At 40.3% G+C, this 26,607-nt stretch carries 26 protein-coding genes; 9 read left to right on the top strand and 17 right to left on the bottom strand.

Translation table 11 applies throughout. The annotated features are described in order from the left end of the window. Positions 1-49: 49 nt before the first annotated feature. Positions 50-1,267, bottom strand: a complete 1,218-nt coding sequence (locus QZZ23_RS05735; protein ID WP_292467665.1) for an ATP-grasp domain-containing protein — start codon at positions 1,265-1,267, stop codon at positions 50-52. A 230-nt stretch (positions 1,268-1,497) separates the two neighbouring features. Between QZZ23_RS05735 and QZZ23_RS05730 the strand changes: the two genes are divergently transcribed. Continuing rightward, positions 1,498-2,652, top strand: coding sequence for an ISH3 family transposase (locus QZZ23_RS05730; protein WP_292467663.1), 1,155 nt, complete (start codon positions 1,498-1,500; stop codon positions 2,650-2,652). Positions 2,653-2,844: 192 nt separating this feature from the next. On the opposite strand, the gene QZZ23_RS05725 is transcribed toward QZZ23_RS05730, so the two are convergent. After that, a complete protein-coding gene (locus tag QZZ23_RS05725; protein ID WP_292467661.1) occupies positions 2,845-4,071 on the bottom strand; it encodes an ATP-grasp domain-containing protein in 1,227 nt (408 codons plus the stop codon). Between the two features lie 362 nt (positions 4,072-4,433). Beyond that, entirely contained in the window at positions 4,434-6,395 is a 1,962-nt protein-coding gene (locus QZZ23_RS05720; protein ID WP_292467659.1) for a Coenzyme F420 hydrogenase/dehydrogenase, beta subunit C-terminal domain, read from the bottom strand. Between the two features lie 452 nt (positions 6,396-6,847). Here QZZ23_RS05720 and QZZ23_RS05715 point away from each other — a divergent pair, with 452 nt between their 5' ends. Further along, complete coding sequence (locus QZZ23_RS05715; protein ID WP_292467657.1) at positions 6,848-7,543, top strand: DUF169 domain-containing protein; 696 nt, start codon at positions 6,848-6,850, stop codon at positions 7,541-7,543. A 119-nt stretch (positions 7,544-7,662) separates the two neighbouring features. Here QZZ23_RS05715 and QZZ23_RS05710 read toward each other — a convergent pair whose 3' ends face one another. The 4 genes from QZZ23_RS05710 to QZZ23_RS05695 form a co-directional block, all read right to left on the bottom strand. Next, a complete protein-coding gene (locus QZZ23_RS05710) occupies positions 7,663-8,646 on the bottom strand; it encodes a radical SAM protein (protein WP_292467656.1) in 984 nt (327 codons plus the stop codon). A gap of 35 nt (positions 8,647-8,681) precedes the next feature. After that, a complete protein-coding gene (locus QZZ23_RS05705; RefSeq protein ID WP_292467654.1) occupies positions 8,682-9,344 on the bottom strand; it encodes an MBL fold metallo-hydrolase in 663 nt (220 codons plus the stop codon). A gap of 9 nt (positions 9,345-9,353) precedes the next feature. Then, positions 9,354-9,935, bottom strand: a complete 582-nt coding sequence (locus QZZ23_RS05700; RefSeq protein ID WP_292467652.1) for a DUF1847 domain-containing protein — start codon at positions 9,933-9,935, stop codon at positions 9,354-9,356. 115 nt (positions 9,936-10,050) lie between these two features. Further along, on the bottom strand, positions 10,051-10,749 hold the full coding sequence (locus tag QZZ23_RS05695) for a DUF169 domain-containing protein (RefSeq protein WP_292467650.1): 699 nt from the start codon (positions 10,747-10,749) through the stop codon (positions 10,051-10,053). Positions 10,750-11,014: 265 nt separating this feature from the next. On the opposite strand from QZZ23_RS05695, the gene QZZ23_RS05690 reads away from it, so the two are divergent. Further along, on the top strand, positions 11,015-11,419 hold the full coding sequence (locus tag QZZ23_RS05690; protein WP_292467648.1) for a NifB/NifX family molybdenum-iron cluster-binding protein: 405 nt from the start codon (positions 11,015-11,017) through the stop codon (positions 11,417-11,419). A 227-nt stretch (positions 11,420-11,646) separates the two neighbouring features. Here QZZ23_RS05690 and cfbA (QZZ23_RS05685) read toward each other — a convergent pair whose 3' ends face one another. The 8 genes from cfbA (QZZ23_RS05685) to QZZ23_RS05650 all read right to left on the bottom strand — a co-directional run bounded on the left by cfbA (QZZ23_RS05685) (position 11,647) and on the right by QZZ23_RS05650 (position 18,990). Continuing rightward, the gene (gene cfbA, locus QZZ23_RS05685; RefSeq protein ID WP_292467646.1) at positions 11,647-12,042 is read right to left on the bottom strand and encodes a sirohydrochlorin nickelochelatase; all 396 of its coding nucleotides are present in this window, start codon (positions 12,040-12,042) and stop codon (positions 11,647-11,649) included. 294 nt (positions 12,043-12,336) lie between these two features. After that, entirely contained in the window at positions 12,337-12,732 is a 396-nt protein-coding gene (cfbA, locus tag QZZ23_RS05680; protein ID WP_292467644.1) for a sirohydrochlorin nickelochelatase, read from the bottom strand. Positions 12,733-12,859: 127 nt separating this feature from the next. Next, complete coding sequence (gene fdhD / locus QZZ23_RS05675) at positions 12,860-13,687, bottom strand: formate dehydrogenase accessory sulfurtransferase FdhD (protein WP_292467642.1); 828 nt, start codon at positions 13,685-13,687, stop codon at positions 12,860-12,862. Further along, positions 13,684-14,997, bottom strand: a complete 1,314-nt coding sequence (locus QZZ23_RS05670) for a formylmethanofuran dehydrogenase subunit B (protein WP_292467640.1) — start codon at positions 14,995-14,997, stop codon at positions 13,684-13,686. Before QZZ23_RS05670 ends, fdhD begins: the two co-directional genes overlap by 4 nt. Before the next feature lies 1 nt (position 14,998). Then, the gene (locus tag QZZ23_RS05665) at positions 14,999-15,388 is read right to left on the bottom strand and encodes a molybdopterin dinucleotide binding domain-containing protein (RefSeq protein WP_292467638.1); all 390 of its coding nucleotides are present in this window, start codon (positions 15,386-15,388) and stop codon (positions 14,999-15,001) included. A 10-nt stretch (positions 15,389-15,398) separates the two neighbouring features. Continuing rightward, positions 15,399-16,208 carry a formylmethanofuran dehydrogenase subunit C gene (locus QZZ23_RS05660; protein ID WP_292467636.1) on the bottom strand — a complete coding sequence of 270 codons (810 nt, stop codon included), beginning with the start codon at positions 16,206-16,208 and terminating at the stop codon, positions 15,399-15,401. A gap of 5 nt (positions 16,209-16,213) precedes the next feature. After that, positions 16,214-17,968: a formylmethanofuran dehydrogenase subunit A gene (locus QZZ23_RS05655; protein WP_292467634.1), complete on the bottom strand. Its 1,755-nt coding sequence runs from the start codon at positions 17,966-17,968 to the stop codon at positions 16,214-16,216. Between the two features lie 2 nt (positions 17,969-17,970). After that, positions 17,971-18,990, bottom strand: coding sequence for a 4Fe-4S binding protein (locus QZZ23_RS05650; RefSeq protein WP_292467632.1), 1,020 nt, complete (start codon positions 18,988-18,990; stop codon positions 17,971-17,973). Between the two features lie 539 nt (positions 18,991-19,529). On the opposite strand from QZZ23_RS05650, the gene QZZ23_RS05645 reads away from it, so the two are divergent. From QZZ23_RS05645 to QZZ23_RS05630, 4 genes are all read left to right on the top strand, one after another. Further along, the gene (locus QZZ23_RS05645; protein WP_292467630.1) at positions 19,530-20,078 is read left to right on the top strand and encodes a hypothetical protein; all 549 of its coding nucleotides are present in this window, start codon (positions 19,530-19,532) and stop codon (positions 20,076-20,078) included. 96 nt (positions 20,079-20,174) lie between these two features. Then, on the top strand, positions 20,175-21,038 hold the full coding sequence (locus QZZ23_RS05640; protein WP_292467628.1) for a shikimate kinase: 864 nt from the start codon (positions 20,175-20,177) through the stop codon (positions 21,036-21,038). 49 nt (positions 21,039-21,087) lie between these two features. Next, positions 21,088-21,375, top strand: a complete 288-nt coding sequence (locus QZZ23_RS05635) for a chorismate mutase (RefSeq protein ID WP_292467626.1) — start codon at positions 21,088-21,090, stop codon at positions 21,373-21,375. A gap of 10 nt (positions 21,376-21,385) precedes the next feature. Further along, positions 21,386-21,775, top strand: coding sequence for an AIR carboxylase family protein (locus tag QZZ23_RS05630; RefSeq protein ID WP_292467624.1), 390 nt, complete (start codon positions 21,386-21,388; stop codon positions 21,773-21,775). Here QZZ23_RS05630 and QZZ23_RS05625 read toward each other — a convergent pair. Then, positions 21,769-22,605 (bottom strand): methanogen output domain 1-containing protein, encoded by an 837-nt coding sequence (locus tag QZZ23_RS05625; RefSeq protein ID WP_292467779.1) that lies wholly within the window; start codon positions 22,603-22,605, stop codon positions 21,769-21,771. The two genes, QZZ23_RS05630 and QZZ23_RS05625, sit on opposite strands and share 7 nt — an antisense overlap. Before the next feature lie 228 nt (positions 22,606-22,833). Beyond that, positions 22,834-23,631, bottom strand: coding sequence for an ATPase domain-containing protein (locus QZZ23_RS05620; RefSeq protein WP_292467622.1), 798 nt, complete (start codon positions 23,629-23,631; stop codon positions 22,834-22,836). Positions 23,632-24,013: 382 nt separating this feature from the next. Here QZZ23_RS05620 and QZZ23_RS05615 point away from each other — a divergent pair, with 382 nt between their 5' ends. Beyond that, complete coding sequence (locus tag QZZ23_RS05615) at positions 24,014-25,741, top strand: 2-oxoacid:acceptor oxidoreductase subunit alpha (protein WP_292467620.1); 1,728 nt, start codon at positions 24,014-24,016, stop codon at positions 25,739-25,741. Then, positions 25,742-26,596, top strand: a complete 855-nt coding sequence (locus tag QZZ23_RS05610; RefSeq protein ID WP_292467618.1) for a 2-oxoacid:ferredoxin oxidoreductase subunit beta — start codon at positions 25,742-25,744, stop codon at positions 26,594-26,596. Positions 26,597-26,607: the final 11 nt, after the last annotated feature.

Raw genomic sequence — 26,607 nt, 5'->3', positions numbered from 1 at the left:
AATGTTTAGAGAAAATAGGGTTTCTACAAAACCAATCATTTCAAAATTCCTACCAGATTATACCTTTGATCCCTTCAGAGGTTTCCACATCGACCTTAAACAAAGCCTTTACTTCATTTATTGTCTTTTCACATTGTTCTTTATTTTCCCCTTTGATGATGATCGGACCCCTACGGTTACCTTTATCCACCATTGTTTTTGTTTCCATTCCTTTGGGGATAGGGTCGATATATACTTTATAGACGCCTGGTACTGAATCAATTTCTTCAATACCTCTTGTATCTTTAACAATGCCCTCTGGCAACGTGAACAGCAAATATGTAGATACGTTGTTCTCTATATTCTGAATTTCAATTTCCTCTACATTACCCACAGCAACATCAAGCAACAGACTGTTTACATCAATGCCCGTAGCTAATGGTATTTGATGAGATGAGATACAAGACGCAGCACCCCTGGCACAACTTTCTACAAAATATATATCCCCTGTTCCTTCTTCAACTATATACTCAGAGTGAGTAACACCGAATTTTAAGCCAAAACCCTCAATCAAATATTTATTAATATTTAACATCTGCTCCTCAATATGATTTCCAGGAGATGAACAGAACATAGTTACATTGGGAGCGAATACATCGGGAATATCAAAGAATTGCCTTTTCCCAATAGCCAAATTTGTGAACTTATAATTTGAAGCAAAACCTTCAATTGCGTACTCTTCTCCCTGAATGTACTTTTCTACTAGTATGTAATGATCACCAGAGAAAGCAATTGTAGACTCGAATTTATCCTCCAGTTCTGTGATATTTCTTATCACTGATACACCCCTACTGCCAGCGCTATCTGTCGGTTTTATTATTACTGGAAGACCGATGTCCAAACACTTTTCCCTGGCTTCTTCCAGGGTTGAAACCCTATAGTATTCAGGAATCTTTATTCCTAATATAGAACATTCATTCCGCATTAAGTATTTATTAGTGAACTTTAGTGAGCAATCATAGCCAATACTTGGCAGGCCTAATTTCTCAGTCACATAAGCAGCGGTTGGAACAGGAAAATCAAGCTGATCTGTAACTACTCCATCAACTTGCTCTATTTTAGCAACTTCCAGGACTTTTTCTTTATTATATATGTCAACTTCATAGGTCTTATCTGCAAGTTTAAAGCCGGGATAATTACCTTTAGGGCTTACAACAATTGTCTCAAAGCCACGTTTTTTAGCTAGTTTGATTATTGGAACTTGTGCTCTAGCGGCCCCAAGGATCATCACTTTTTCATGAATGCAAACTCCTATAACATAGTTAAAGATATATATATACAGGTAAATAGGTGCCTACTTGTTGTATATACACCTACGTACAACGCACATAACCTTATATAAGTATACTTGTTAATAAAAATTATTAGATATAAACAAATTCAGTACTTTGCTAATTTAATCCATTTGAGCTCATCAATGCCTTTAGATAGCTTTATAAGCTGCGGAAACGCCGCCATATGTCTCTTCTAGCATCTAATCCAAACGCCTGTGCTAAAGTCGAATTAAGACCTAAAGAATGCATTGATACTGTTCTAAAATCCCTTACGGATAATATCATCATTACTATCAATGGTTCACTTACCTGTAAAGACCTGTTCTATGCTGCCATTTGTATGGCAGTAGATAATAGTTCGATTCATTCCATGTCAAAACACTATCAAAAGATTTCTTGTGAAACATCTACAAGACATCATCTCAATAAACTTGATCTTGAAGAACTTATCCACCTAAACGAAAATATCCTGCTCCAAGATCCTATTGCCACACTTAATCCAGAGAAAAAGTATGAGTTTGCTATCGACTTTACAAATGACCCTTATTATGGAAGAACTGATCAATCCAATGAAAACTATGTGATACGTGGACAGGCAAAAAAGTCAACAAACTCTTTCTATTCATATATTTCATTATCTATAATAAACAAGAATGAGAGGTTCACTATATCTGTTCTTCCAGTAGAAAAAAGTAAAACAACGGTCTATTACCTCAACTATTTTCTTGATATGATAAATGATCTAGGTTTAAAGACCAAGGTTCTTTGTTTGGGCCGAGGGTTTTATTCTGTTGATGTCTTTGAGTTCTTACAGAACAAAGGGATTGCTCATATTACACCTGTAGTAAGAAGAGGATACAAAATCAAGCGACTACTTATCGGTAGAAACGCGAGATATACTGAAGATATAATGAAGAATCCTCAGAAGAAAGTGGTTAGGTTGGATATTGTTCTCGATGTCAAGTACCTGAAAGGTAAAAGGAATAAAACAGGGTGTGAAAATCTTGGTTTTGTAGTGTATGGAATTAAATGGAAACCCAGGAGGATCAGCAATGTATACAGAAGGAAGTTTGCTATTGAATCGTCTTACAGGATGAGAAATATAGTCAAACCCAAAACATCTACAATAAACGTTACTCTAAGATACTTCTTTGCATTGGTATCGTTCCTGCTTAGAAATACATGGCTGAGAATTCAGAAAAAGCATTTCACGATTGTAAAACAAGGTCCTCCGATAATTGATGAGGATAAATTCAGATTTGATAGATATATCCTGTTTGTTGGAGAATGGCTTAGGAGAAAGCTAAGGATTCAGTTGGTTGTGCAGTGTTTGAGGTAGAATGATAACAGGAAGAAGTGAATCGAAGGGAGAATTAGCAAATTACTGAAATTACCGATTAATTCATATAAATATCATAAATAATCCTGATATCTTTATCAAAATTATACTACTATTAAAATGAGGATTTCTACATAGACTCATTTTAATAGAAAATTGGGTTTCTAAAAACCCAATCTTTTCAGTACATCCCTACCATATTATACCTTTGATTCCTTCAGAGGTTTCTACATCGATCTCAAACAATGTCTTTATTTCATTTATTGTATTTTCACATTGTTCTTTAGTTTTACCTTTGATGAGAATCGGGCCCATACGGTTACCTTTATCGGTCATGACTTTTGTTTCCATCCCTATATAGATAGGCTCAATATACACTTTCTGGACACCTGGTACTGACTGTATTTTATCGATACCTCTAATCTCTTTAACAAAGCCCTTTGGCAACGTGAACAATAAATATCCAGATACATTGCTCTCTATATCTTGAATTTCAATTTCCTCTACATCCCCCACGGCAACATCAAGCAATAGACTATTTACATCAATGCCCGTAGCTAATTGTACCAAGTGAGATGAGGCACATATAGCACCTCTGGCAGCACATTCTACAAGATATATATCCCCTGTTCCTTCTTCAACTATATACTCAGAGTGAGTAACACCGAATTTTAAACCAAACCCCTCGATCAAATATTTATTAGTCTTTAACATCTGCTCTTCAATATAATTTTCAGGAGATGAACTGTAAAGGGTTACATTGGGAATAAATACACCTGGAATATCAAATAATTGCCTTTTCCCAATTGCTAAATTTGTGAACTTGTAATTTGAAGCAAAGCCTGCAATTACATATTCTTCTCCCTGAATGTACTTTTCCATTATTAAGCAATTCTCTTTAGAGAAAGCAATTGCAGGCTCGAATACATCCTCTAGGTCAGTGAGATTTCTTATCACTGAAATCCCCCTACTGCCAGCGCTATCTGTAGGTTTTATTATTACTGGAAGACCAATGTCCAAACACTTTTCCCTGGCTTCTTCCAGGGTTGAAATCTTATAGTATTTAGGATTCTTTATTCCTAATTTAGTGCTTTCATTCCTCATTAAGAATTTGTTAGTGAACTTTAGTGCACAATCATAGCCAATACTTGGAAGGCCTAATTTCTCAGTTACATAAGCAATGGTTGGAACCGGAAAGTCAAGTTGATCTGTAACTATCCCATCAACATGCTCTGTTATAGCAACTTCCAATACTTTTTCTTTATCACAAATGTCAACTTCATATATCTTATCTGCAAATTTTAAACCGGGATAACCACCCTTGCAGCTTACCACGATTGTTTCAAAGCCACGTTCCTTAGCTAATTTAATTATTGGAACTTGTGTTCTGGCAGCTCCTAGAATCATAAGTTTTTTCACTTTTCCAACCACCCAATATACTTTTTTCAATCAGATTATATAAATCGCCAGAGCTATTTCTAAAGTTATATATAATTAGGAATATTCAATATATGCTATTATATGAGATAAAACTACCTAAATAACTACCGGAATCTTCACAAAATGTAAACAGTTCTTTTTAAGGATAGTCTTTTCACCATATCGACAAACAAGGATTTGTTCCAAATTAATCAATGAGGACTTTGCATAAAATCATATTTATCCTATGTTTGTAGCTCCATCTCTTAGCATCAATAAACCTTCTTTCCTCTAATCTTACTGGATTTTAACTTGTCTTTAATTGATTCATTTTTGAGATTCAAAAAAAAAGGATCATAAGATCACATCGTGCTTACAAATTCTCCCTTTCCTACTTTTTCCATAATATTGCCAAGGCGTTCTTTACCTGGTTGTGTTCTGTGTTTGACGAAATGTAAGCGTACACTCTCAACGATTTCAGGAATTTCCTTGGGAGTGCAGAATGATTTCAGAAGTATTCCATCTGTAGGTCTTCTTGCGCTATTGCCACCAATCCATACGGAAAATCCACGCTGACCTTCAATGGCACCCTCGTGCGGACAACCCCTGATACACCATCCGCAATTGATGCAGATATCACGGTCTATTACAGATTTACCATTTTCAATGGAGATAGCATTAACCTTGCACAGTTCTTCACATCTACCACAACCGGTGCATTTATCCAGATCTATTGTAGGGTAGAGCTGACCTATGATACCAATATCATTGTTATGTGCACGAACACAGTTATTGGGACAACCCGCCACACCAATCTTCATTTTATGTGGCATGTTTTTCTGAGCGAACAGCATTGTGAGCTCATTAGCCAGGTCTTTAGTATTGACAAGACCTTCAGGACAATATGTATTACCCGGACATGCTGTTGCATAACCCATTCCTATGGTGGTCAGGCCGCTTGAATATATTTCGTTCATAAGATCGTCTACATTCTCACCTTTTACGCCCTGTATCTCGATACTTTTTCGCGTGGTAAGTTCAAGAGTGCCATCTCCATATTTCTCGGCAAGTCTTGTAACTTTAGCCATATAAGCATGATTCACTATACCTGAATTAGTTTTGATCTTGACAAAGTTCGTTCCATTCACTTCAGGTTGCACACCGGGGTAATCCCGTACCCAGTAATGGTTTACCGGAATCTCAGCTTCAAGACGTTTTTTGAGTTCTTTCTTGAACCTTTCCATTTTAATGCTGGCAAATTCTTCAATCTGATCAGTATCAATATCTTCCGAGGTTTCAATATATCCTGCTTTTTCTGCCTTCTCAAGAAGTTCCAGTCCTTTCATATTTCTTGCAATGAGAGTTGTCCAGCCCATTGAGCTGCCAGCGTAACCTGCTGAAATGTCTGCTACCTTTGAAACTGCATCACGACATACGCGGCAGCCTTCCCATACGCAATCATGCAGATCCTTTATGTTGAACTTAATTTCACTTTCATCTGTGGTCACTATGAGCTCATCCAGGCGTATGGCATACTTTTTAACCTTGTTCATATCCACACCTTCACTTATGAGGTAGGATGATAACTTTTCAAAATTGAAATTCTCCATACAGAAAAGACCTATGACGTAAGGTATATTTGGCAGAGATGCCTTTTCCCCGTTCATTCCAACTTCTATAGGGTGAACATTAAGCCCATTGAAAAATTGTGTTCTTCTTGCTCCATAGGTTTGACAGGGCAAACCTACCATTGCAACATTGTTGAGTTCGTTCCCTATATCTCGAAGAGCACTCATAACGGGTATTGTTGAGTACTTGGCACCCTGGGATTGCAACAGTTCATCTTTGCCAGTTACAATTCTAACGCTGGGTTTAGATAAACCAGCAATGATGGAAGTGCCATCTATAAGCTCATTATCAAAGCAGTATGCAAGAAAGGCTGTAACAGCACCTCCATCCTGTCCATTTTCCAGTATATGAGAGTCCATTGCACGTGCAGCAACGATTCTTTCATATTGGCCAATGAGTGTTGGTGGCTTTGCTTTGAAATTGAATACATTCATAGAGATACGCGCTGCATCTGTCATTACTCTCTGGCAGACATCCTTACATGCACCTTCACCATTTCTGTAACATTCGTCCTTTATTTTGGCACCATTATCATCAAACTCAACGATATCATATGGGCAAACTGCAGCACATGCACCACAAAATGTACACATGGCTTTATCTACAACTGCATCTTTTAGGAACCATTTGTAATTATCTGACATAAAATCACTCTTCGTCTTTTCTTCTTTTTCGTTGGAAGCAGTTTTTAACATTTATTGACAGGTCGTGCTGATGTAATTTTTAACTGCCACCTCTTAGTTCACTAATACTATCAATAAATGGGGGTTTTTTGTTTCTATATTGTATTAGATATAATTCTAAAGATTTCCAGAATGAGGTTAGCAGAAGCTTCCAAAACCGAACTTATTTTAGGTATATAATACACATGTGAGAGAAAATATAAAAAGCCAATCCAATAAATTTAAATATAGAATTGTAAACGTGAGCGTAAATATCCAGAATTGTGGTTTATAAGTAATTGCCATGTATAATTTCGCCAAAGGATCCCTATGGATCTTAATAATTTATTATGATGTTAACGGATGTTAAATACTCATGTTGAAATGTCCTGTTTCTCACTAAACGAGTGGTAAGTTTGATATACCAGTTGTGTGTACTATGTGCACATCCGAGAACTCAATTTTTTTTGATAGGAGACATCACAATGAACAACGATGACATTCAGAGATTCGGTAAAGAGCTCATAGAAATACTTCAAATGAATACTTCTCCAGTTGCTGTCTATCTGGTAAAGACCGGTGAAGAGATTCCTGCAGGAATCCCTCATATAGGTGAAAATACAAGACACTGCCAGATGGTAGACAACGTAAGAAGACTGGGTGCTCCTTTCTATGCTTTGCTTGATGATCAGATGTGTAAAGGTGGAGCTGCAGTCATGGGATTAACTGAGATGAGTCCTAAGCTTAAATCCGGTGAAGTTTATTTCAACCTGAACCACTTTGCAACCATTGATTCTGCAAAGTCAACCATGGAAAGAGTTCCGATGGTAGAAGCAAACTCAATTAAAGCTGTTGTTTACTCCCCTCTTGAGAAAGCTACATTCGCACCAGATGTAGTTCTCATTATCGCTAAGCCTAAACAGGTAATGGAGCTATCACAGGCACTGCTCCACAAGACAGGAGGACGTGTGAACGCAGGCTTTGCAGGTAAGCAGAGTGTCTGTGCAGACGGTGTTGCCTATCCATACCTTACAGGTGAGGCAGGAGTAACCATTGGATGCAGTGGAAGCAGGAAATATACTGAGATACAGGATGAAGAAATGATTATGAGCGTGCCAGTGGATATGTTGTCTAATCTGGTAGAATCTGCGAAATCCATGTTTGGCAGCTACGCCTGTTAAATCGTTTAATATACAATTCAGTACTGTCAAATGTACTGAATTGCTCATTTTTCAAGTATAAATGAATTTTCAGTGTGATATCAGCGCAATATCATATACCGAACTGAATAATCCTGAGTTCAGGATGTTTTATAATATCTTTCTTCTACATTCCCAATCTCAATTACACTTTCTGATAACATCAGTTTTTCAATAATGGGTTCAAGTTCCACACTATCGACTCCAAGGGATGCACATATTTGCTTAAAAGTGCAGGGTCTCCTTAGTATAAGGTCGTAGACCTCTTCTTCTATGTTCTCATGTTTCATGCTTGAACGATTTCTTTTAAGACCCTTAAGTACCAGTTTCACCCGACCCCTCCCAAACTCTTCATCGAATCTGAAGGCAATTTCCTTTAGTCTGGTATCTGATACAGGAATAATATATTCCTCTGCAGGTGGCCTACTAACCGTAAGTATTTCTATTTCATCAGGGCCAATTGTCTTGAGGACTTCTAGTAGTCTATCAATTTCTCTGTCCGTGCAGTTCACAGGATAATTTGTTGTCGAATCAACAAGCATTATTTCAATCCCGAGCTTTGGGCGTTTTTCCATGTCCATTATGGCTTTCAACCCGTTGATAATATTCTCAAGTCTGATACCATCAACAGGCCGGTTGATTGCTCTGAATGTATCTTCATAACCGGATACAAGAGTTGCTACCACAAAGTCAGCTTCAGCAATATTTGAGCGTACATCATCTCTTTCAACAAGAGAAGAATTAGTTATCACACAAACCGGATGCTCGCTGATTTCCTTAATTCCCTTTATCATTTCTCCAAGTCTAAGGTTTAGTGTGGGCTCACAGGTACCGGAAAAAGTTATGTAATCAAGGTGATCGATGTTCTTGTGATATGAGCTGATGTCTTCAATGACCTCTTCGGTTCTGACTGCTCCTTTAACGTCCTCTGGTCCTGTAATATTGTTATCTGCATGTCCAAGCTGGCAATAAACACAATCAAAGTTACAGTTCTTTTTTGTGTCGGAATTTTTAATTACATCAATTCCAAGGGACCTTCCAAGTCTTCTTGAAAGGATCGGACCATAGATGATTCTTTTTCTCATGCGAAAGCTTCCTGTACCTAGGGGTTTATGGTTTATTAAAGCTCAACGGAGTATCCTGCATATATCTTTAGGAACTTTTTCGGGTACATTTTCCTGATGGCATCTTTATGCGATGTACAATGTCCTGCACCTATCAGCTGCATATCTTTGAATAATCCATATTCCTGGCTGTCATGCAAACCACCAAAAATACCAGTTACATCACCAAAAGAAGATGCAACTTCAATTATTGAGGAAAGGCCTGGGTGTGCACAGCCGGTAAGAACATAAAGACCTTTTTCAGATTTTAGTATCAGAGATTGTTCTTTTATCTCACTCCCAAGTTCTCCTGTGGTGTAGATATTATTGCATATTTCCTGAGGAGTCTTTATTCCATACAGTTTTCCTTTTCCTTTTGATGCAATCTCTCTTTTGAGATTGGATGAAAAACTTGAAGGGACATATATATCGACATCAGGATTTCGGTTCAGGAAAGTTGTCACACCTCCGATGTGGTCCCAGTGTTGATGGGAAAGCACAAGGATGTCTATGTTTTCCGGATCGATGGATAATTTGTCCATGTTTTTCAGAAGTACGTGTCCATCCCATCCGGTATCGAAGAGTATGTTGTGATCTTCTGTTTCGATAAAACAGGCAAATCCCCATCCACTTTCCAGGCCATTTTTTGTTTCATTGTCATAAATAACGGTTAATTTCATATGGTCACATCAATTTATATCACTTGTAATTCCGAACCTTTTTTTGAGGTAATAGCCTGAATATATGGCACCTGCAGGATTATGTGCAAGTACCCGGTCTTTAACTATCAGAGTTGTGACCGGAGCATCTGAGTTCTGGGTGAATAATATATCGTGGCCAATGCACAGGCCTATAATGATGTTTATTTGAGTATTCTTTTTTTTAAGCAACATTGCCTGACCGAGGGGATTGCAGGTAGGATCAAAGGTGTCAGGATGTAGTTTTTCAAGGTCATAATCCTCTTTACCTATACTGGAAACCTTACAACACACAGAATAAACATCGAAATGCTTTTCCAGTATTTTTTGAATTATTTTTGCTTCTTTTTCCAGACCCACACAAAAAGCAAGCCCCAGTCTTGTGTAGCCCATTTCTTTTGCGTACAGGATTATTTCCTCAAGTCTTGTTTTTTGCATATAGTACCGGGCTTCGATGGCAGCAGAGATTTTCATTGATTCAAGTTCATTTCCTTCATAATTGATATCGTCAGTTATGCCTGCACAATCCTTGCCTTCCCGGCACATTTTGTCATCACAGTGTGCGCATTTCATTCAGAAAACTCCAAGGTGACCTAAGATGGGTCGTATTAGGTGGGTATATTCCCTCATATGAGATAAAATGTGTGGGTGCTGTGTCAAACCCGTCTGCTTTAAAAAAGGTTGAAGGTCATTTTAGTCTTGCTTTTTGCATTGGACCTTCGTGTATTTTTTCAAGAGCCTCTATCATTTTTTCCAGATTTTTGTAAGGAATTCCTGCTACCATTTCATCGTTTTTGATATCTGTTGCCCTGCGACATCCAAAACATCCAAGGCTCATGTTCATTTTCCCTGTGAGAAGAGGAATAATTGTAGAATCCACACATGTAGCCTGGAAAGCTGCTGTGCTGAAAGCCTGCCTGCCTCCTTCAAAGAAGGTCGCTGCAGGAACAAGCCAGTAAAGGGTTTCAGGAACATCTACCAGGATCACTACATCAGGCTCTATCTCAAAGTCCTTCAATGGACCAACGACTGTGGCAATTGTACTACCTTCTTCCAGTTCGCTGCGTTGGGATACCATATTTGCAGCAGCATCGGCGCATTCGAACATACCTATGTTCGCATGGAAATCACCGGTTTTCACTTTAGGTGGGGTTGGCACAAGTCCCAGACTGGAAGCACCAACCACGCAAGCATGTTTGTCGGCAGGAATAACAAATGATTCTCCATTTTTTGCCCTCATGATAGATTGGCAGTGTCTTATGTTACTGTCAGGTTCATCAAATCCGTCGGGAATCTTTTCTCCTTTCTTTATTATCTTTACAGCAACTGGTGCATATCTAAGTTCGAGTATTTCAGTTAGTTTCTCTGATATTTCAGCATTGTTCATGTGATCAACTTCTTGAAATTATATGATGAAAATTGTTTTAGTAGAATATTTATCTTTCTAATTTAGTCATGCTGATAACTATTTGTTCAATATCGGTATTGGTCTCTTTTAATAATAGTTTTTTGCTCTATTGAGATTAAATATATAAAATATTGCGCAATGCTTTTACATGAGAACTTATATACGTGTAAATTGTTTATTTTGTTAGTTGAATGGCCTTTATATATGATATTAAGAAAAACTTCATTAACACAGAGGAAATTAAATGAAATTATGCGTGACCGCTACATCGGCTAGTTTTGATGCTCCCATTTATCCTCATTTTGGAAGATGCTTGTACTTTGTGATAGTTGATACAGATTCTATGAAGTTTGAAATTCTTAAAAACAAAAGCACTTCTGCTTCAAATGGCGCGGGTATCCAAGCAGCTCAGTTGATTATCAAAAAGGAGATCGATATACTTATAACAGGATTTGTTGGATCAAATGTTTTCTCAATCCTGCATTCAAAAGGCATCGAGAATCTGATATTTACTGCAGGCTCGGTTGCAGATGCAGTACAAGCTTACAAAGACGGTATTCTTGAGAAGCTTGAAGGTCCTAATTCTCCGGAAAACCATTTTCATAGAGTCCAAAACCGGGCATATCGGAGAGCCATAGGATTGATATAATCCTTTATACTGTCACTTGGAAATATGAATAATTGGTCTCGGTGATGATTAAATAAATAGCTAAATAAGTAGGTTCACAATCTTTAGGGCTGTCAGAATCTTTAATGGAATTACCCTGCGGATATCATTAAAAAACTGGTCCTGACAAAACCAGCTCTTTCTGAATCGCGTGTGAAATTTGATTGACTGGTTCTGTGTTTAATAAAAAGTTGTGTAAATGACACAACTTAAATTACTTCCTGTGCTCTTTTGAAAATAAGCTCTGCAATGAGCTTGTCACTGCCAAGAGGCTTTGCGTAGACGATCTTTACTTTCTGTCCGTCAAACTCTATCTCACCTTCGTTTGTCTCAGGGTCCAGCTTAAGGAACCCCGGAATATCCTCGGTGAGGTGGACTCCGGATGCCATGAATATAGGTGTTGCAGCTATTTTTGTAACACCTGTGCCTGCAAAGGAATGAAGTGCTTCCTCTACTGTAGGTTCACTGTGCTCCACAAAGCCAATTTTTATAATATATTCTGGATGCTTCTCTGAGATCATGTTGGCGATCTCAGTGACCACCTGATTGTTGAAAGGTAATTTGCTGCCGTGTCCAATAGCTAAAATTCCAATTTTTTCACTCATGATATTACTTCCTTCTAAAATATCATTAGCAATAAGGTATATATGTCTTTGCAAAATTAACACGCGTGAATCGATATTTTTTACTATATATGTTGCAAAATATTGTAATTTTTAGCAGCATCATAAAAGGATTATTGGACTAGGTTCAAAATTCCTGTCCATGATTATGGCTCAGGGTTTTTACTTTGATGAGTATCCATCAAAAGTACAATAATCGTTCGTTATAAGGTCAAATGAGATATTGCAAAAACTGGATTTGCTAATAAAAAAAGAATACTGTGTCAATGACACAGTTTAAAGGACTTCCTGTGCTCTCTTGAAGATGAGGTCTGCAATGAGCTCGTCACTGCCAAGAGGCTTTGCGTAGACGATCTTTACCTTCTGTCCATTAAACTCTATCTCACCTTCGTTTGTTTCAGGGTCCAGTTTGAGGATTCCAGGAATATCCTTTGTGATGTGGATGCCTGATGCAAGGAATACAGGTGCTGCAGCGATGGTTGTTACTCCTGTGCCTTCAAAGGACATGAGTGCCTCTTCGACAGTAGGCTCGCTGTTCTCCATGAATCCTGCCTTTACAATGTACTCTGGGTGGTTCTCTGAGATCATGTTTGCGATCTCGGTAACTACCTGGTTGTTGTATGGTAATCTGCTGCCGTGTCCAATAGCTAAAATTCCGATTTTTTCACTCATAATGTAACCTTCTTTGTAAAATATAGTAATAATATCAATAGTATTTGTGTTACTATGCAGGGGGTAGTAGGGTAGTTATGGGATATAATGTTTTTTGTATGATTTGCATTTGTAACGGTGTGACAATTCATTTATTATGGACTCGTTCTTCTCCAGCATACACATACAGATTCCTCCCCCTCACAAAAGCCACCAGCGCAATCCCTGCCTTCTCCGCCATTTCCACAGCTTCACACACAGTGGCACCTTTGCTTGCAACAAGAGGAATACCTGCATTCACAGCCTTGGACACCATTGTAGATGCCAGTCTCCCAGTGGTCACAAGAGCACATTCGGACAGGTCAGTGCCGTTCATCAGAGCCTTGCCAACAACCTTGTCCACTGAACACGCCCTCCCAACATCCTCGCAGAAAAAGAGCACTTCTCCCTGATTATCGCAAATAACTGACGTATGAGCTCCACCAGTCCTGTGCCATATCCGTCCAACCTCTTTTAATTGTCCTACTGCACGGATGATAGCATCGCTGGTGAATTTAGTATTAGAATTGTTGTGTTTAACAGCATCCTTGCGGTATGATGTTGTCCCGCATCGTTCAAGATGTGTTAATTCTTCCAGTTCAGGAGTATTAATTTCAATTTCGCAAAAAATGGATCTATCTTCCATTCCTATCGAATCAACCTTTGTATCAGGTTCAATGAACCCCTCGCATACGAGAAATCCCAGTGCAAGCTCCTCGAGTTCCATAGGGCTTGCAAAAAAAGTAGTTATATGGATGTTATTCACGAAAAGGTCGAACCTTTCCTCTACAATAACATCCACATTGATGTGTTGTTTATTACTGTCAGTGATTTCCAGGCACTTCATGGAGACGTAAAAGGGAGAGGAAATGTTTTCCTCATCCTTTCGGAAGACTTCAGTCTTCCTGTTCCTTTCTGAGTACCAGTTCTCACTCATGCTTCCTTTTTGGCCTTTATCTTTGCAAAGAGCTGCTTGAGGGTGTCCTCATTGCTCTTTGTTTCAGAGAATGGTGATTCTGTGAATGGTTCGAAGTATACAGGCACATTGTCGAGCCTGTAGAATGTACCATCACATTCCATAGCATCTATTACACCAGGCAGAACTACATCTGCTGCTGTGGTTGATGGGCATGGTGCAATGTCAAGGCAGATCATTGGTATATCTGCAAGGTACTTTGCACAGTCTGCAGGAATATGGTTCACAAGGTCAGCGGACATGATGAACGCTGCGTCAACATCCTTCTCCCTGAGCAGGTCCACTGTTGTGGTCTCTCCGGGGTTGTACCTTGGGTATCCCTTCATGAAATCAAGACCGAATGGATAGCCGTAGAGGTAGGATGCAAGCTGGTTGAATCCTGCTACGTTACAGTGACCTCTAAGAGCTCCGATGTTACACTTGGTGTAATTGTTCATCTCTTTGACGAAGTTCAGTGCGATCTCAATGTTCCTGTGTTTTCCGTATGAGGATGAGACACCAAGACCAACGTATATAGCTACGAAGTTTGATTCTTTCATCATTTCAACGGTCTGCTTCATCACTGAAATAGGGATTCCAGTGATCTCTTCAACGGATGGATGTGGTTCCTTTCCGTTAAGGATTGTAAACATTGCACTAAGAAGTTCGTAGTCTGAGCTTGGGTTAAGCTGCAGGTGCATGTCTGATGCAACAGCTGTAGGGGTTACCCTTGGGTCCACTGTGACCATTGTCCTGTCGAACCTTCCTCTTTTGGTCCAGTAACCTCTTGGGAACACACCGTACTTTGACATGTGTCTTGGCATTGATTCAAGTGCGTTGACACCCCAGTAAACGATCATGTCAGCCCTGTTCTTTGCCTGACCGGCGGTAGCTCCTACCATACCGGACTCCTGGATACCCATGACAGTTGGTCCGTGGCAGATAGTTGCGTTGGAGTCTGCAGGTGCACCAAGGTACTCAGCTATGTGAAGTCCTACTTCCTGTGCTTCGCATGATGTCTCACTTCCAAGGAAGAACAATGGGCGTCTTGCGTTGACAAGGATATCTGCTGACATCTCAAGTGCTTCTTCCCAGCTTACGTCCTTTACCTTACCGTTCTCTCTGATGGTTGGCTTTAAGATTCTGTGTGAGCTCACAACTTCCTGGAACTTAGCGTTACCCATCTTACATGCATTCTGTACATCGATTGTACGGTTCTTAGTGTCCAGATTTACCTGGACATCGTCACATGAACCTCCACAAACAGGACAGATAATGTTCTTAAAAACCATTTTATTCACCTCCCATGTACAGTGTAAGGACTATTTCTTCGGCACCGAGGACCTCTTCATCAGTTGGTTCTACGGAAACAGGAGCTCCCTTATAACGTGGTGAACCTGTTGAGAATGTGTCAGGCTCAACGACAACATTAGCCCATATTGACCTTGGTATGAATACCTGTCCTGACCTCATTGCCTCAGTTACCTTTGAGCGAACTGCAACTGTGTGCTTTCCGTCTCTTGATGTTACTGATACCTTCTCCGGGCATCCCAGAGATGTAAAGTCCTCTGCACACATCCAGCAGACTGCACATTCCTTTGTGTAATCTTCGGAATACTTGTTGCCGCCTTTGGCAAGTCTTCCTTCGTTGATCGTACTTCCTGTATTGAGTAATGCTTGCATGAATATTACCTCACAGACACTCGTTGTTATCACAGGAAACGTACAATGTGCCTTTTCCTTTCTGCGGGATGGCATAATCGCCTGTGAACTTATTGTATTCTCCAGGGCATTCGATGTCGTTGAACTTAAGGTCAGACTCAATGTCTACAAGTTCAAATCCTGGTGTGAATCTCTCAATATTTCCACCGACAACGATAGTACCACCGGTCATTTCTGCTCCAACGGTTCTGAAAGCGTTTCCTTTTACAACGATAAGACCAGAACTAATGCGGATTCCACAGAAGTGTTTGACATTACCATTGATAATTATCTCGCCGCCACTAAGACCGCCACCAACCTGGCTTACTGCATCTCCTTCAACGGTGATGCGTCCACCAGTCATTCCTTTCCAGCTACCGCGGTATGCGCAACCGAGGTGGTCCTTTGTGTTTCCTTTAATAAGAATGGATCCGCCTTTCATCTCCATTCCCACCCATGAGTCTGCGTCACCTTCAACAATGATTTCGCCGCCTTCCATCGCAGAACCTACATGCATTCCTGCACTGCCTTTGATAATTACCTTGCCGGCTGTCATCTGTTGTCCGATACGCTTTACCCTTGGAATCTCTCCATCTACGATGATAGTGGTATCTTCTGCTGAGCTACCACCGTTTCCTTCAACTGTAAAGAAATCTGTAAGGGGATACTCTGCAGGTCCCTGCCACACGAGTACTTTTCCAATCTCATCGGCAGTTTTTCCGGCAAAGTTGTCAGGTGTGACAACCTCTGCCTCTACAGTAAGGTCGAAATTTCCTATTGGTTTAAGAATTACGTCTGCCATTAAAATCACTTCTCCGCATTGACCTGGATCGGTGTTGGGTTTGCCAGGTACTTTTCTGGTGTTGGATATCTGTCAAAACCAAGTGTGTAGTACTTGAACCACTTCTTTACATCATCAAGCATTCTCTTTTCATCATCTGCATCTGTTGCAATGTCAGTGTAGAAAGTGTTCTTCTCAGGAATTGCTACGATCTCACCCATCTGGGATACAACCTCTCCTGCTTTGATGGTGTATGCGGCGTTCTCAAAGCCTCTTATGATGCTCTCATAATCGTTGACCTCAAGCTTCTTTGGATCGATGTTGTAGATAGCAACATCACCGTCTGCACCGACACCAAGGGTACCCTTTCTGTATGACATTCCAATTGTCCTTGCAGGATTTGCACGGGTAAGAATGGCAATCTCGTTAAGTGTCATTTCCCTTGTTTCACCGCCCAGGCCAGTTCTGTCCTGTGCCCATTTATGACATTCTGCGAATGTGTCCTCTCTTGCCTTGTTGGACATAAGCCATGCAATGACCTGTGGGTATTTTGTAAATGGTCCGCCGTTGGGGCTGTCGGTTGTCATGATGCTCTTCCATGCGTCCTTGACGTAGAGAAGTACTTCAAGACCCATTGCCCACTGTGAACTGTGTATTGGGTTGCTCTTCAGGTATTCGAATGGAAGTACACCAGAACCACATTCACATTCTACATCTGTGTTTGACCATTTGTGACCGGTAAGCATATAGAGGTCGTGGATTGCAGGACCATCACCAGTCATGACTGTTGCATCACCGAAAGGTACACAGCCACTGTCCATTACAACGTGATCATTGCTGTTGACGTAGTCAGTGATTCCTTTTACACCGGACTCAAAGTCTCTCCACGATGTACCGCCAAAAGCATTGAACTGGCAGTGCGTAAGGTAAACTGACTCATGCCTCTTTGCATTTCTTTTTGTCTCTGCCCACTCAACATCTGTGTTTGGCTTTGCCTTGACACTCTTTGGTATCTTGAGTGAATCCCTTGTAATTTCCCAGCATCCAGGATGACCAAGATTGTTTGCGTGCAGGTGCACAGGCATTGGGATTCCGAGCTTTTCGTTCAGTTCTGACAGGCTCTTTATCATATCTTCCGGTGTGACCTCGAAGTGAATGTTTGCCTGGTCAAGAGCACTTACGTTCTGTCCCCAGCCCCAGTTCTCTACTCCACCTGGGTTAACACATTTTATACCATAGGTCTTGTGTGTCTTCATCATCCATGCAATGTATGCTGCTGCCTTATCGACATCTCCTTCCTTGAGATATCTCATGAGGAACCAGTTGTTGCCCAGTACAAGATATCCGCCCATGTCCAGCATAGGGGTTGAGCGCATTTCCTCGTGTGTGTGACGTGCTTCCATTGGTGGGACAGCTGCCTCAAAAACAGTTGTGTATCCCATTTTGGAGTACTCATATCCTCCAAGGTAAACTGAAGGTACAGTGTATCCTGAACCGGAATGTGTGAGTGGTGTTCTCTTCTGGTAATGTTTGTAGTGGTCCTCAGGTCTCATCATCCTACCTGTATTGACCTTTGCTCCAGCTACGTGAGAGTGCGAGTCAACACCACCGGGCATGACGGTTTTGCCCTTTGCATCAATTTCCTTTACATCTTTCATGTCTGCAGCGGAAAGTTGAGTTACGACCTTTCCGTCTTTGATGAAGATGTCCATAATTTCCCCATTTATCTCGTTGAGGGGATCATAAACGTAACCGTTCTTGATTGCAATAGTTCCTGCCATTTTTATTCCTCCCTTCTCTCAAGTGTGATGGCACTTACAGGACAGATCATTGCACATGCACCATCTGAGCCACAGAGGTCTTGGTTAACGACCTGTGCTACACCGTTCCTTACTTCAAGAACCTTCTTGGCATCAACCTCGTTAAGGTATCCTGCTCCTACATTTTCATCGGTTGCATTAACAGGACAGACGATAACACAGTTCCCACATCCAAGACATGCATCTTCATCTATGACGAGGGTGGAAGTAAGTGTAGGTCTCTTCATTTCAACATTGAGAAGTTTCTTCTCAAGAAGTGCTTTCTTATCAACTTCAGGAATTATGGCTGTCTTTGTAACAGTAATTGCTTTGACAGGGCAGGCCATGTCACATGCACCACAGTATATACATGCATCAGCACGCTGTGCTACCTTATCGACTCTCTCACCGGCTTCCCAGTCAGGGTTAAAAAGAGCATTACATGGACATGTGTCTATACAGCTGCGGCAGGCAGTACATGTATCTTCATCCCTGAACCATGTACCTTCAAATGGCTTCTCAACACTGATAGCTTCAGCAGGACAGACAGCCTCACACCATCCACAGTGTATGCAACATTCGGTGTCAATCTTAGTCTCACCGTCAACACTTGCTGTTCCATCGTTTGCAAGCCACTGTTTTACTTCAATGCACCCCTGAGGACAAATCTGCTCGCAAAGTCCACAGTGAACACAGTTGTCATTGACAGTTGTGTCTTTAAGTGCAACACTTATGTAACTATTGTCATTTACAGACTCTCCGGCCTGTTCCAGTTCAAGTGCACCTGTTGGGCATGTCTTAGCACAGATTCCACATACAATGCAGAGTTCTGTCTGGTTCTCGAGGAAATCTTTGTCTATGAGTCCTCTTGCTACGGCTCCTACTGAACCGATAACTAATGAACCTTTAGGACATGCCATAACGCACGTTCCACAACCGATACACTTTTCTGATGTGTATAACAGTTGCTTGTCGCCTTTTACTCCAAACACTACTTCGTTCATCTGATCTTCTCCGTAATCCTGCCTATGAATACAAATGCTTCCAGGTAGATGTCCTGCAAATGATATACAGCAGCTCTGCGAATCGTTTGCAGAAATTGATACTGATGTCTGCTAAAGAACATTTAGTAATCGAGCATTCTAATGTGTTGCGGGCATGAATACGCCTTTTTTAACAAGCTTTGCCTCATGACAAAAAGTCATTCAGGGTAGCCTGCTTACAATCTTGATTTTCAATGATCGCGTCACTATACGTGAATATCCCCATATCCGATGGACAAGAGAATTGTAATTATAGTGACACGTATTTGTTATAAAAGTATCGTTTATATCTACTGTTGTTGTTTGCATACCTTGCACTTGTATATTAGTACTGCCGGCAACATATAGAATATATAGTAACTGTTAAAATTATTCGGTGATTTTATATACTAGTACATATCCCATATTATATGGGGTATTATAGTAAGGTCTTAAAAGACTCATTTTATTTATACTAACAATTTTTAATTTGTTTCATTTTGCTAACGGGAGATGGGAAAATGCCTTTGATGAGTATAATTGGTTGCACTGAATTTGAAAAGGAAATCGTGAAATTACTAGCCGAGGACGGGACGATAGAACACCTTCTTGTAATGGGGGATGCCAAATCATCAGAACTTGTATCAGACCTTAGGCAAATAGGTCTGAAACCAAAAGTGCTATTTCCGGAAACCATTCCCTATGGTCTGAAGAAAAGTAAAGACTTTAATGTACTAGTAACCCTTCAGGATGTAAATTCATTCAAGTCACCGCAGCACATGAAGAAAGAGACTGATGAAAAGATCAAATTCTATGGCTCTGTTTCTAATGGCATCCTTATGTTCGATAACCCTTGTAGGGGAATGTTTGAGGATGCGACCCTGGACTTCCATACTCGCCATTTTTTTATTGAGCGTTTATCTTCAGAAAACACAAAATACGGGGAAAAAGTCAGTGACTGTGTCCCAGACACAAATAATAAGAAAGAACACACTCCTGAACTCATTCAAAAATACAGAACCTGCTATAATAGACTTAAAGACCTGATATTAACACCTAAGGCAAATTAAAAGATGCCATGTGAGCAATTTCTATCTTCATTCTTTTAAACATCATTCTTTAATAGTTTATAGTACTGGTATGGGTAAAATTACAGGGATATCTGAATGGTCTTAAAGGGAAATGCCTACGCACTTGGTGCCGGTACAGTCATTAACGCAATAGCCACATGGAAAGGTGCGGCTTTTGGTATCGATCTGAAAACATTTGCAGATGTAGAACTAAGCTCTGATGCATCCGTCATAAACGGAACTATCGAAGGCATGCCGAATGCTGATACAACCCTTATTGAAAAATCAGTATCTTATGTACTCAAGCATTTCGGCGTTGAGATGGGAGGAACTGTAACTACAAGATCAGAAGTCCCCCTTGCAAGTGGTCTAAAAAGCAGCAGTGCCGCAGCAAATGCATCTGTGCTCGCAACACTTGCAGCCATTGACGAGGAGCTCGATTCATTTGAAGCAATAAAGATTGGTGTAAGGGCAGCCCTGGATGCAGGAGTAACCATAACAGGAGCTCTGGATGACGCATGTGCTTCATTTTATGGAGGGTTTGTCGTTACTGACAACAAAGAAATGAAGCTTTTAAAACAGACAGAACAGGAATATGATGTAATGATATTTGCACCCGATGCAAGATCATTTAGTTCCAAAACCAATGTTTCGCGTTCCAGACTGATAGCTCCATGGGTAGATATTGCTTATGAATTATCCATGAAGGGAGAATATGAAAAAGCCATGACACAGAATGGTTTTTTATATTGCAGTGCCCTTGGATATGATACCGAATTCCTCCTCCGTGCACTTGAGATAGGAGTTAAGGGAGTCACGCTTTCAGGCACCGGACCTTCGTATGTGGCACTGGTCAATGAGCAACAGGCAGAAGAGCTTGAAAATGCATGGAATGACTGTGGTATCAGCGGAAACGTGATAAAGACAAAAGTAGATAATAAAGGTGCAAGTAAGATATAGCCTTAAGTTCATTTAAGTTAATTTATATGTAGATTTTAGCGGGGAACACATGTCCACTATCAAAGAAGTACGTGAAGAAATAGAACATATTGATAGCGAGATCATACAACTTATTCATAAAAGGGTTGGCATGGCTGCAAAGGTACTTGAAGCCAAGAAAAAAGAAGCGATAAACATTAATGATCCATCCCAGAACTCAGTGGTTCTGGATCGTGCAGCAGATACTGCAGTTGAATTGAATCTTGATGTTTCTGCTGTTAAAGAGATATTTAACATACTGATCACGATGAACATAGAACGCCAGCAAGAGTTAAGAGGCGAAGGAAATCTTCCTTAGGAGAGGTAAAATGGTTGACATTGCAATAGTAATGGGATCGGAATCTGACCGCGCAGTGGCAAACAGAGCAACAGGCGTTCTTGATAGCACTGATTACTCGTATGATGTACAAGTCATATCTGCCCACAGAAATCCTGACAAGCTTGATGAGTATGTCGCACAAAGCGACTCAAAAGTATATATTGCCATAGCAGGTCTTTCTGCTGCACTTCCGGGAGTCATAGCATCCAAAACAAAAAAACCAGTAATAGGAGTTCCTGTTAGTGCAAAAATGATGGGACTTGATGCTCTGCTCTCAACTGCTCAGATGCCACCGGGCGTACCGGTGGCAAGCGTAGGTATCGACAACGGAGCAAACGCAGCATATCTTGCAATAAGAATACTTGATCTGATTCAGTAATCTATTTTAACGAACTGGAATGTACACTGCTCGTCCCCATTACCCATGGTTTCGAGCACATCAACTTCCATATCCTGCCCATAGATATCCAGAATTCGAGAGAAAATTCCCCTTGACAGAGTACAGAGTATAGGGTTTAATTGTGCTTCTTCTTTTCCCCACGGACAGGTGTTTCCATGAATTGTAAAAACAGAATTTCCTTCTGCCTTCATCTCTGATTCAAAATCGGCTCCAAGCTGGTTTATTATCTGACAGCAAATATCGCCTATACACTCAATGCCGATTACATCACTTTCAGGATCAGTGTTTTCCAGAATTGCCTCTACGACCATATTTATCATCTGGTGTATAACAATACTTTTCTGTTCGGCTGGTAATGTCCTAAGTAAAGTAGGAATTATTTGTGTGAGCACTGATCGGATCTTGTTCTGCAAGTCGAGCTTGTCCCTTTCTGCCAGAAGATCATAATGCATTTTCTTTAGTTTGAGTAGCGATGTAATACGCGTAAGAAGTTCCATTTTATTGACAGGTTTTGTGAGGAATTCATCAGCCCCTGCCTCTATGCCGGCTATCCAGTCATCCCTGCCTGAAAGAGCAGTCACCATAATAACAGGAATAAATTTATGCTCAGAATCAGCTTTAAGTGTTTCACATACCTGATAACCATTAATATCAGGCATCATAACATCAAGAAGAATGATATCAGGTTTTTCATAAGGCACAAGTTCAAGAGCATCCTTCCCATTTATGGCAGTCACAACATCATATTTTTCTTCAAGATATGCCTTAAGCAACTCTATATTCATAATCTCATCGTCAACGACGAGAATTTTTGGATTTGTTGTAAAAGATGTAATGGTAAAAACTCCTTACTGCTGATATGATACGTTTTTAACTGTATGATAATGATTTAGTTAGTATATAATTATATAATTACTTTTTTATTATATATACATAATGCCACTATTGCAACCAACATCCCACATATTTTCATCCATAGCTAACGCTAAATATATGAACCCGATTAATAAAAAAGAAAGGAGATTTGAAATTATACTTCAGAGTTCCACAAGTTTGGCTTTTGAACCCTTCAGGCTTATACCTGCAGATGTAATATCAAAAACATTAATATCAAGAGATATTTTTGTACTACGCATCTTTGGTATACTCAAAAAACGCTCATTTTTGCCAGTATATGGATTCTCTTTTACCATTAATTTGACAGCACCATAGGTAGAATAATCTGCAATTTTATGCGTCATCTCATAGGCTGCTTCATCCATTATGTACAAAGTGCTTGTTTTTTGATTTGCAAGCAAACGATTGAGAGTATCAAATTTATCTCTGAATTCCTTAGGTCCCATACCAAATGCAAGAACACCTATATTGTCAATCACTGCCACATCAGAACCTTCTGGTATTAACCTCACAAGGTCAAGAAGATCAATCTCCTCAATGTTGAATCCTTCCTGGTCCGGCCTGATGTGCCTGTCAAGATGGGTTTCCTCAATAATATCAATTTCAATATCACTATAGTCATCTAGAAGGCGAGCTTCCCTGGCAATTGATCTGGTTCTAAACTCAATAACCTGTTTGATCTGCAGCAGTCCCTTCTCTATAAAAGACTCAAGCCCAAGCCCAAGCATAGCTGCTTGTTCAAGCAAGTCTTCAGGCGTCTCTTCAGTTGCTACCATTATGCATTTTTTTCCATCCATGCAGGACTTATGTAAAAAATGCAACCCAAATATGGTTTTACCAGCACCTGGAACACCTGTGATGAGAATTCCTTTTCCTTTAGGATAACCACCACTAATTTTTTTATCCAAATTTGCTATTCCTGTAGGCATTCTTTCCATTTTTATCACGTCAAGCCTGAGTTCAACTCTATTTTAAATCTACTTTTGCGGATTTATATAATATTGATGATAATATATTATATAAACATATTCTTGCTCACATACCCATACACACCTAGTATAAAACAACATATAAAAAATATCATTATTTATTCGCTTTCTTAATCCAATTTTACCATGCCATTTATTGATTTTGTCTTACGAATACTATTATATAGATTCAGTCTCAAAAAATAAGTAGGGAAAGGGATACTAGCTTCCATTATTTTAGACAGGAAATAACTGGAAAATAAGTGAGACTAAATAGATACTTACAGGCTTTTAGAATAATCTTAAACCTGTATTTGATGTTATCAAACATATTGAAACAAAGGGAATAATCATGAATATTGATCTTAACTTGAAAATTGGGGGTGCGGCAGGGCAGGGGCTGCAAACCACCGGAATGGCACTTGCCAAGACGCTAAAGAAAAGTGGATTTCACGTGTTTGCTACTCAATATTATCTTTCCAGAGTTCGTGGAGGACATAATACATTCCAGATACGCATTAGTGACTCTCCCGTATTTGCAATGACAGAGAGCATAGACTTACTTCTTGCTTTAGATAGTGAATCCATAGATAAGCACTTACCAGAACTTGGAGATGGCGTGGTGGTTGTGGATACTGACTCGATAGAGGTAAAAGAGAGCATCGATTCTATTTTCCATGTCCCAATGTTGAAAATAGCCAAGGATGTCTGCGGGGACAAAATATATTCAAACTCAGTTTCAATGGGGGCAGTTATTGGACTATTATGCATGGAGCTAGCAGACCTTGAATTCATACTAAAAGCAACCTTCAAAAAGAAGGGAGAAGAGATCATACAGAAGAATATTGATGCTGCACGTGCAGGCTACAACTACACGAAGGATAACTACCCTGGAGGGTGCAAGTTCACAGTCAAAGAGCCCGGTGAAAATAAAAATATGATGCTTGTTAATGGAAATGAAGCAGTCGGTCTTGGAGCACTTGCCGCAGGTGTACAGTTCCTTGCAGCATACCCCATGACCCCCTCAACAGGTGTAATGACCTATGTGGCTGCAAATGCAGACAAGTTCAATGTAGTGGTTGAACAGGCAGAAGATGAAATAGCAGCATTGAATATGATCCTTGGTGCTTCTTTTGCAGGTGCACGTTCAATGACAACAACGTCCGGAGGAGGTTTTTCCCTTATGGCTGAGGCTCTTGGGCTTGCCAGCATCACAGAAACACCTGCCGTTATTTTCCTCTGTCAGCGTCCGGGACCTGCCACCGGCCTTCCGACAATGACAGAGCAGGGAGATCTGCAGTTTGCACTTAACGCTGCCCAGGGTGAGTTCCCAAGGTGCATACTTGCACCAGGCACACCGGAGGAATGTTTCCATCTCACGACAGAAGCCTTCAATATCGCAGATAAATACCAGATTCCAGTCTTTGTCATGAGTGATCAGTACCTAGCAGACTCACTATTTACGCTGCCACGATTTGATACTTCAAAAGTAAAAGTTGAAAGACATCTTTTATCAGATAAGGAATTGAGAACTAAAAAAGAAGAATACAAACGTTATAAGCTTACCCCAATAGGAATCTCTCCACGGGCCCTGCCGGGCCAGGAAGGAGTACTTGTTGTTGCTGACAGTGATGAGCATGATGAGTTTGGGCACATCAATGAAACTCCGGACAATCGCATAAAGATGAACGATAAACGTATGCATAAACTAGAAGTGCTCAGGGAAGAGATGCCTGCAGCGAAAGTATACGGAAAGCCGGATGCATCCATTACGCTGATAGGTTGGGGTTCTACGTATGGCCCTCTTGCAGAAGTTGTAGATATACTAACTAAAGGAGGTAAATCTGTGAACCTCGTTCATTTTACTCATATACATCCGCTTCCTGTTGAAGTTACTCAGAAATTACTATCAAAAGCCAAAAAAACAGTCTGTGTTGAAAACAATTCCACAGGGCAATTCTCACGCCTTTTGAAAGTAGATGCCAGTATAAATGTCACAGAGCATGTGCTCAGGTACGATGGTAAACCATTCAGTCCTGAATTCATAATTGCTGTTCTTAAGGAAAAAGAGGTGATCTGAATGGTCAGTATAGAGGACTATGGAAAATATGAAACTGCATGGTGCCCGGGATGCGGAAATTTTGGTATCCTTAAAGCCATTAAACAGGCACTTGTGAATCTGGGTCGTTCGCCACATGAAGTATTCATAGCTTCAGGTATCGGTCAATCAAGTAAACTACCTCATTACCTAAAGTGCAATGCTTTCAACGGATTACATGGTCGTTCATTGCCGCCTGCCACCGGGGTCAAGATTGCCAACCATGAACTAACCGTTCTTGCTGTTACCGGAGACGGGGATTGTTATGGTGAAGGAGGCAACCATTTCCTGCACACAGTCAGAAGGAACCCTGACATAACCATGATAGTACACGACAACCAGATATACGGCCTTACAAAAGGACAGGCATCACCCACAAGTGAAGTGGGTATGAAAACTAAAATCCAGACACATGGTGTGTTCAACATGCCGCTTAATCCGTTATCAATGGCTATATCTCTTGATTGCTCCTTTGTAAGCCGTGGGTATGCCGGTAATATCCCTCACCTGACCAAACTTATCGAAAAAGCCATACAACACAAAGGTCTCTCCCTTGTTGATGTACTCCAGCCATGTGTTTCCTTCAATAAGCTGAATACCTTTAAGTGGTATTCCGAAAGGGTTTATGATATGGAAGAAACGGGCTATGAATTAAATGATCGTGTTAAGGCCTTTGAGAAATCGCTGGAATGGGGCGACAGAATACCCCTGGGTGTTTTCTATGTAAATGAGAAACAAAGTTTTGAGGATAATCTTGATGTACTCGCTCAGGGTCCTCTCTATAAGAATGTCCCTAAGACCGAATTAGTGAATGAGTTGATCGATGGTTTCGTCTGACCATTGATCAT

It is taken from the genome of Methanolobus sp. (assembly GCF_016278385.1).
GTDB lineage: Archaea > Halobacteriota > Methanosarcinia > Methanosarcinales > Methanosarcinaceae > Methanolobus.
Note: the sequence above shows the minus strand (reverse complement) of the source record. Positions and strands in the feature narration are given on the sequence as shown.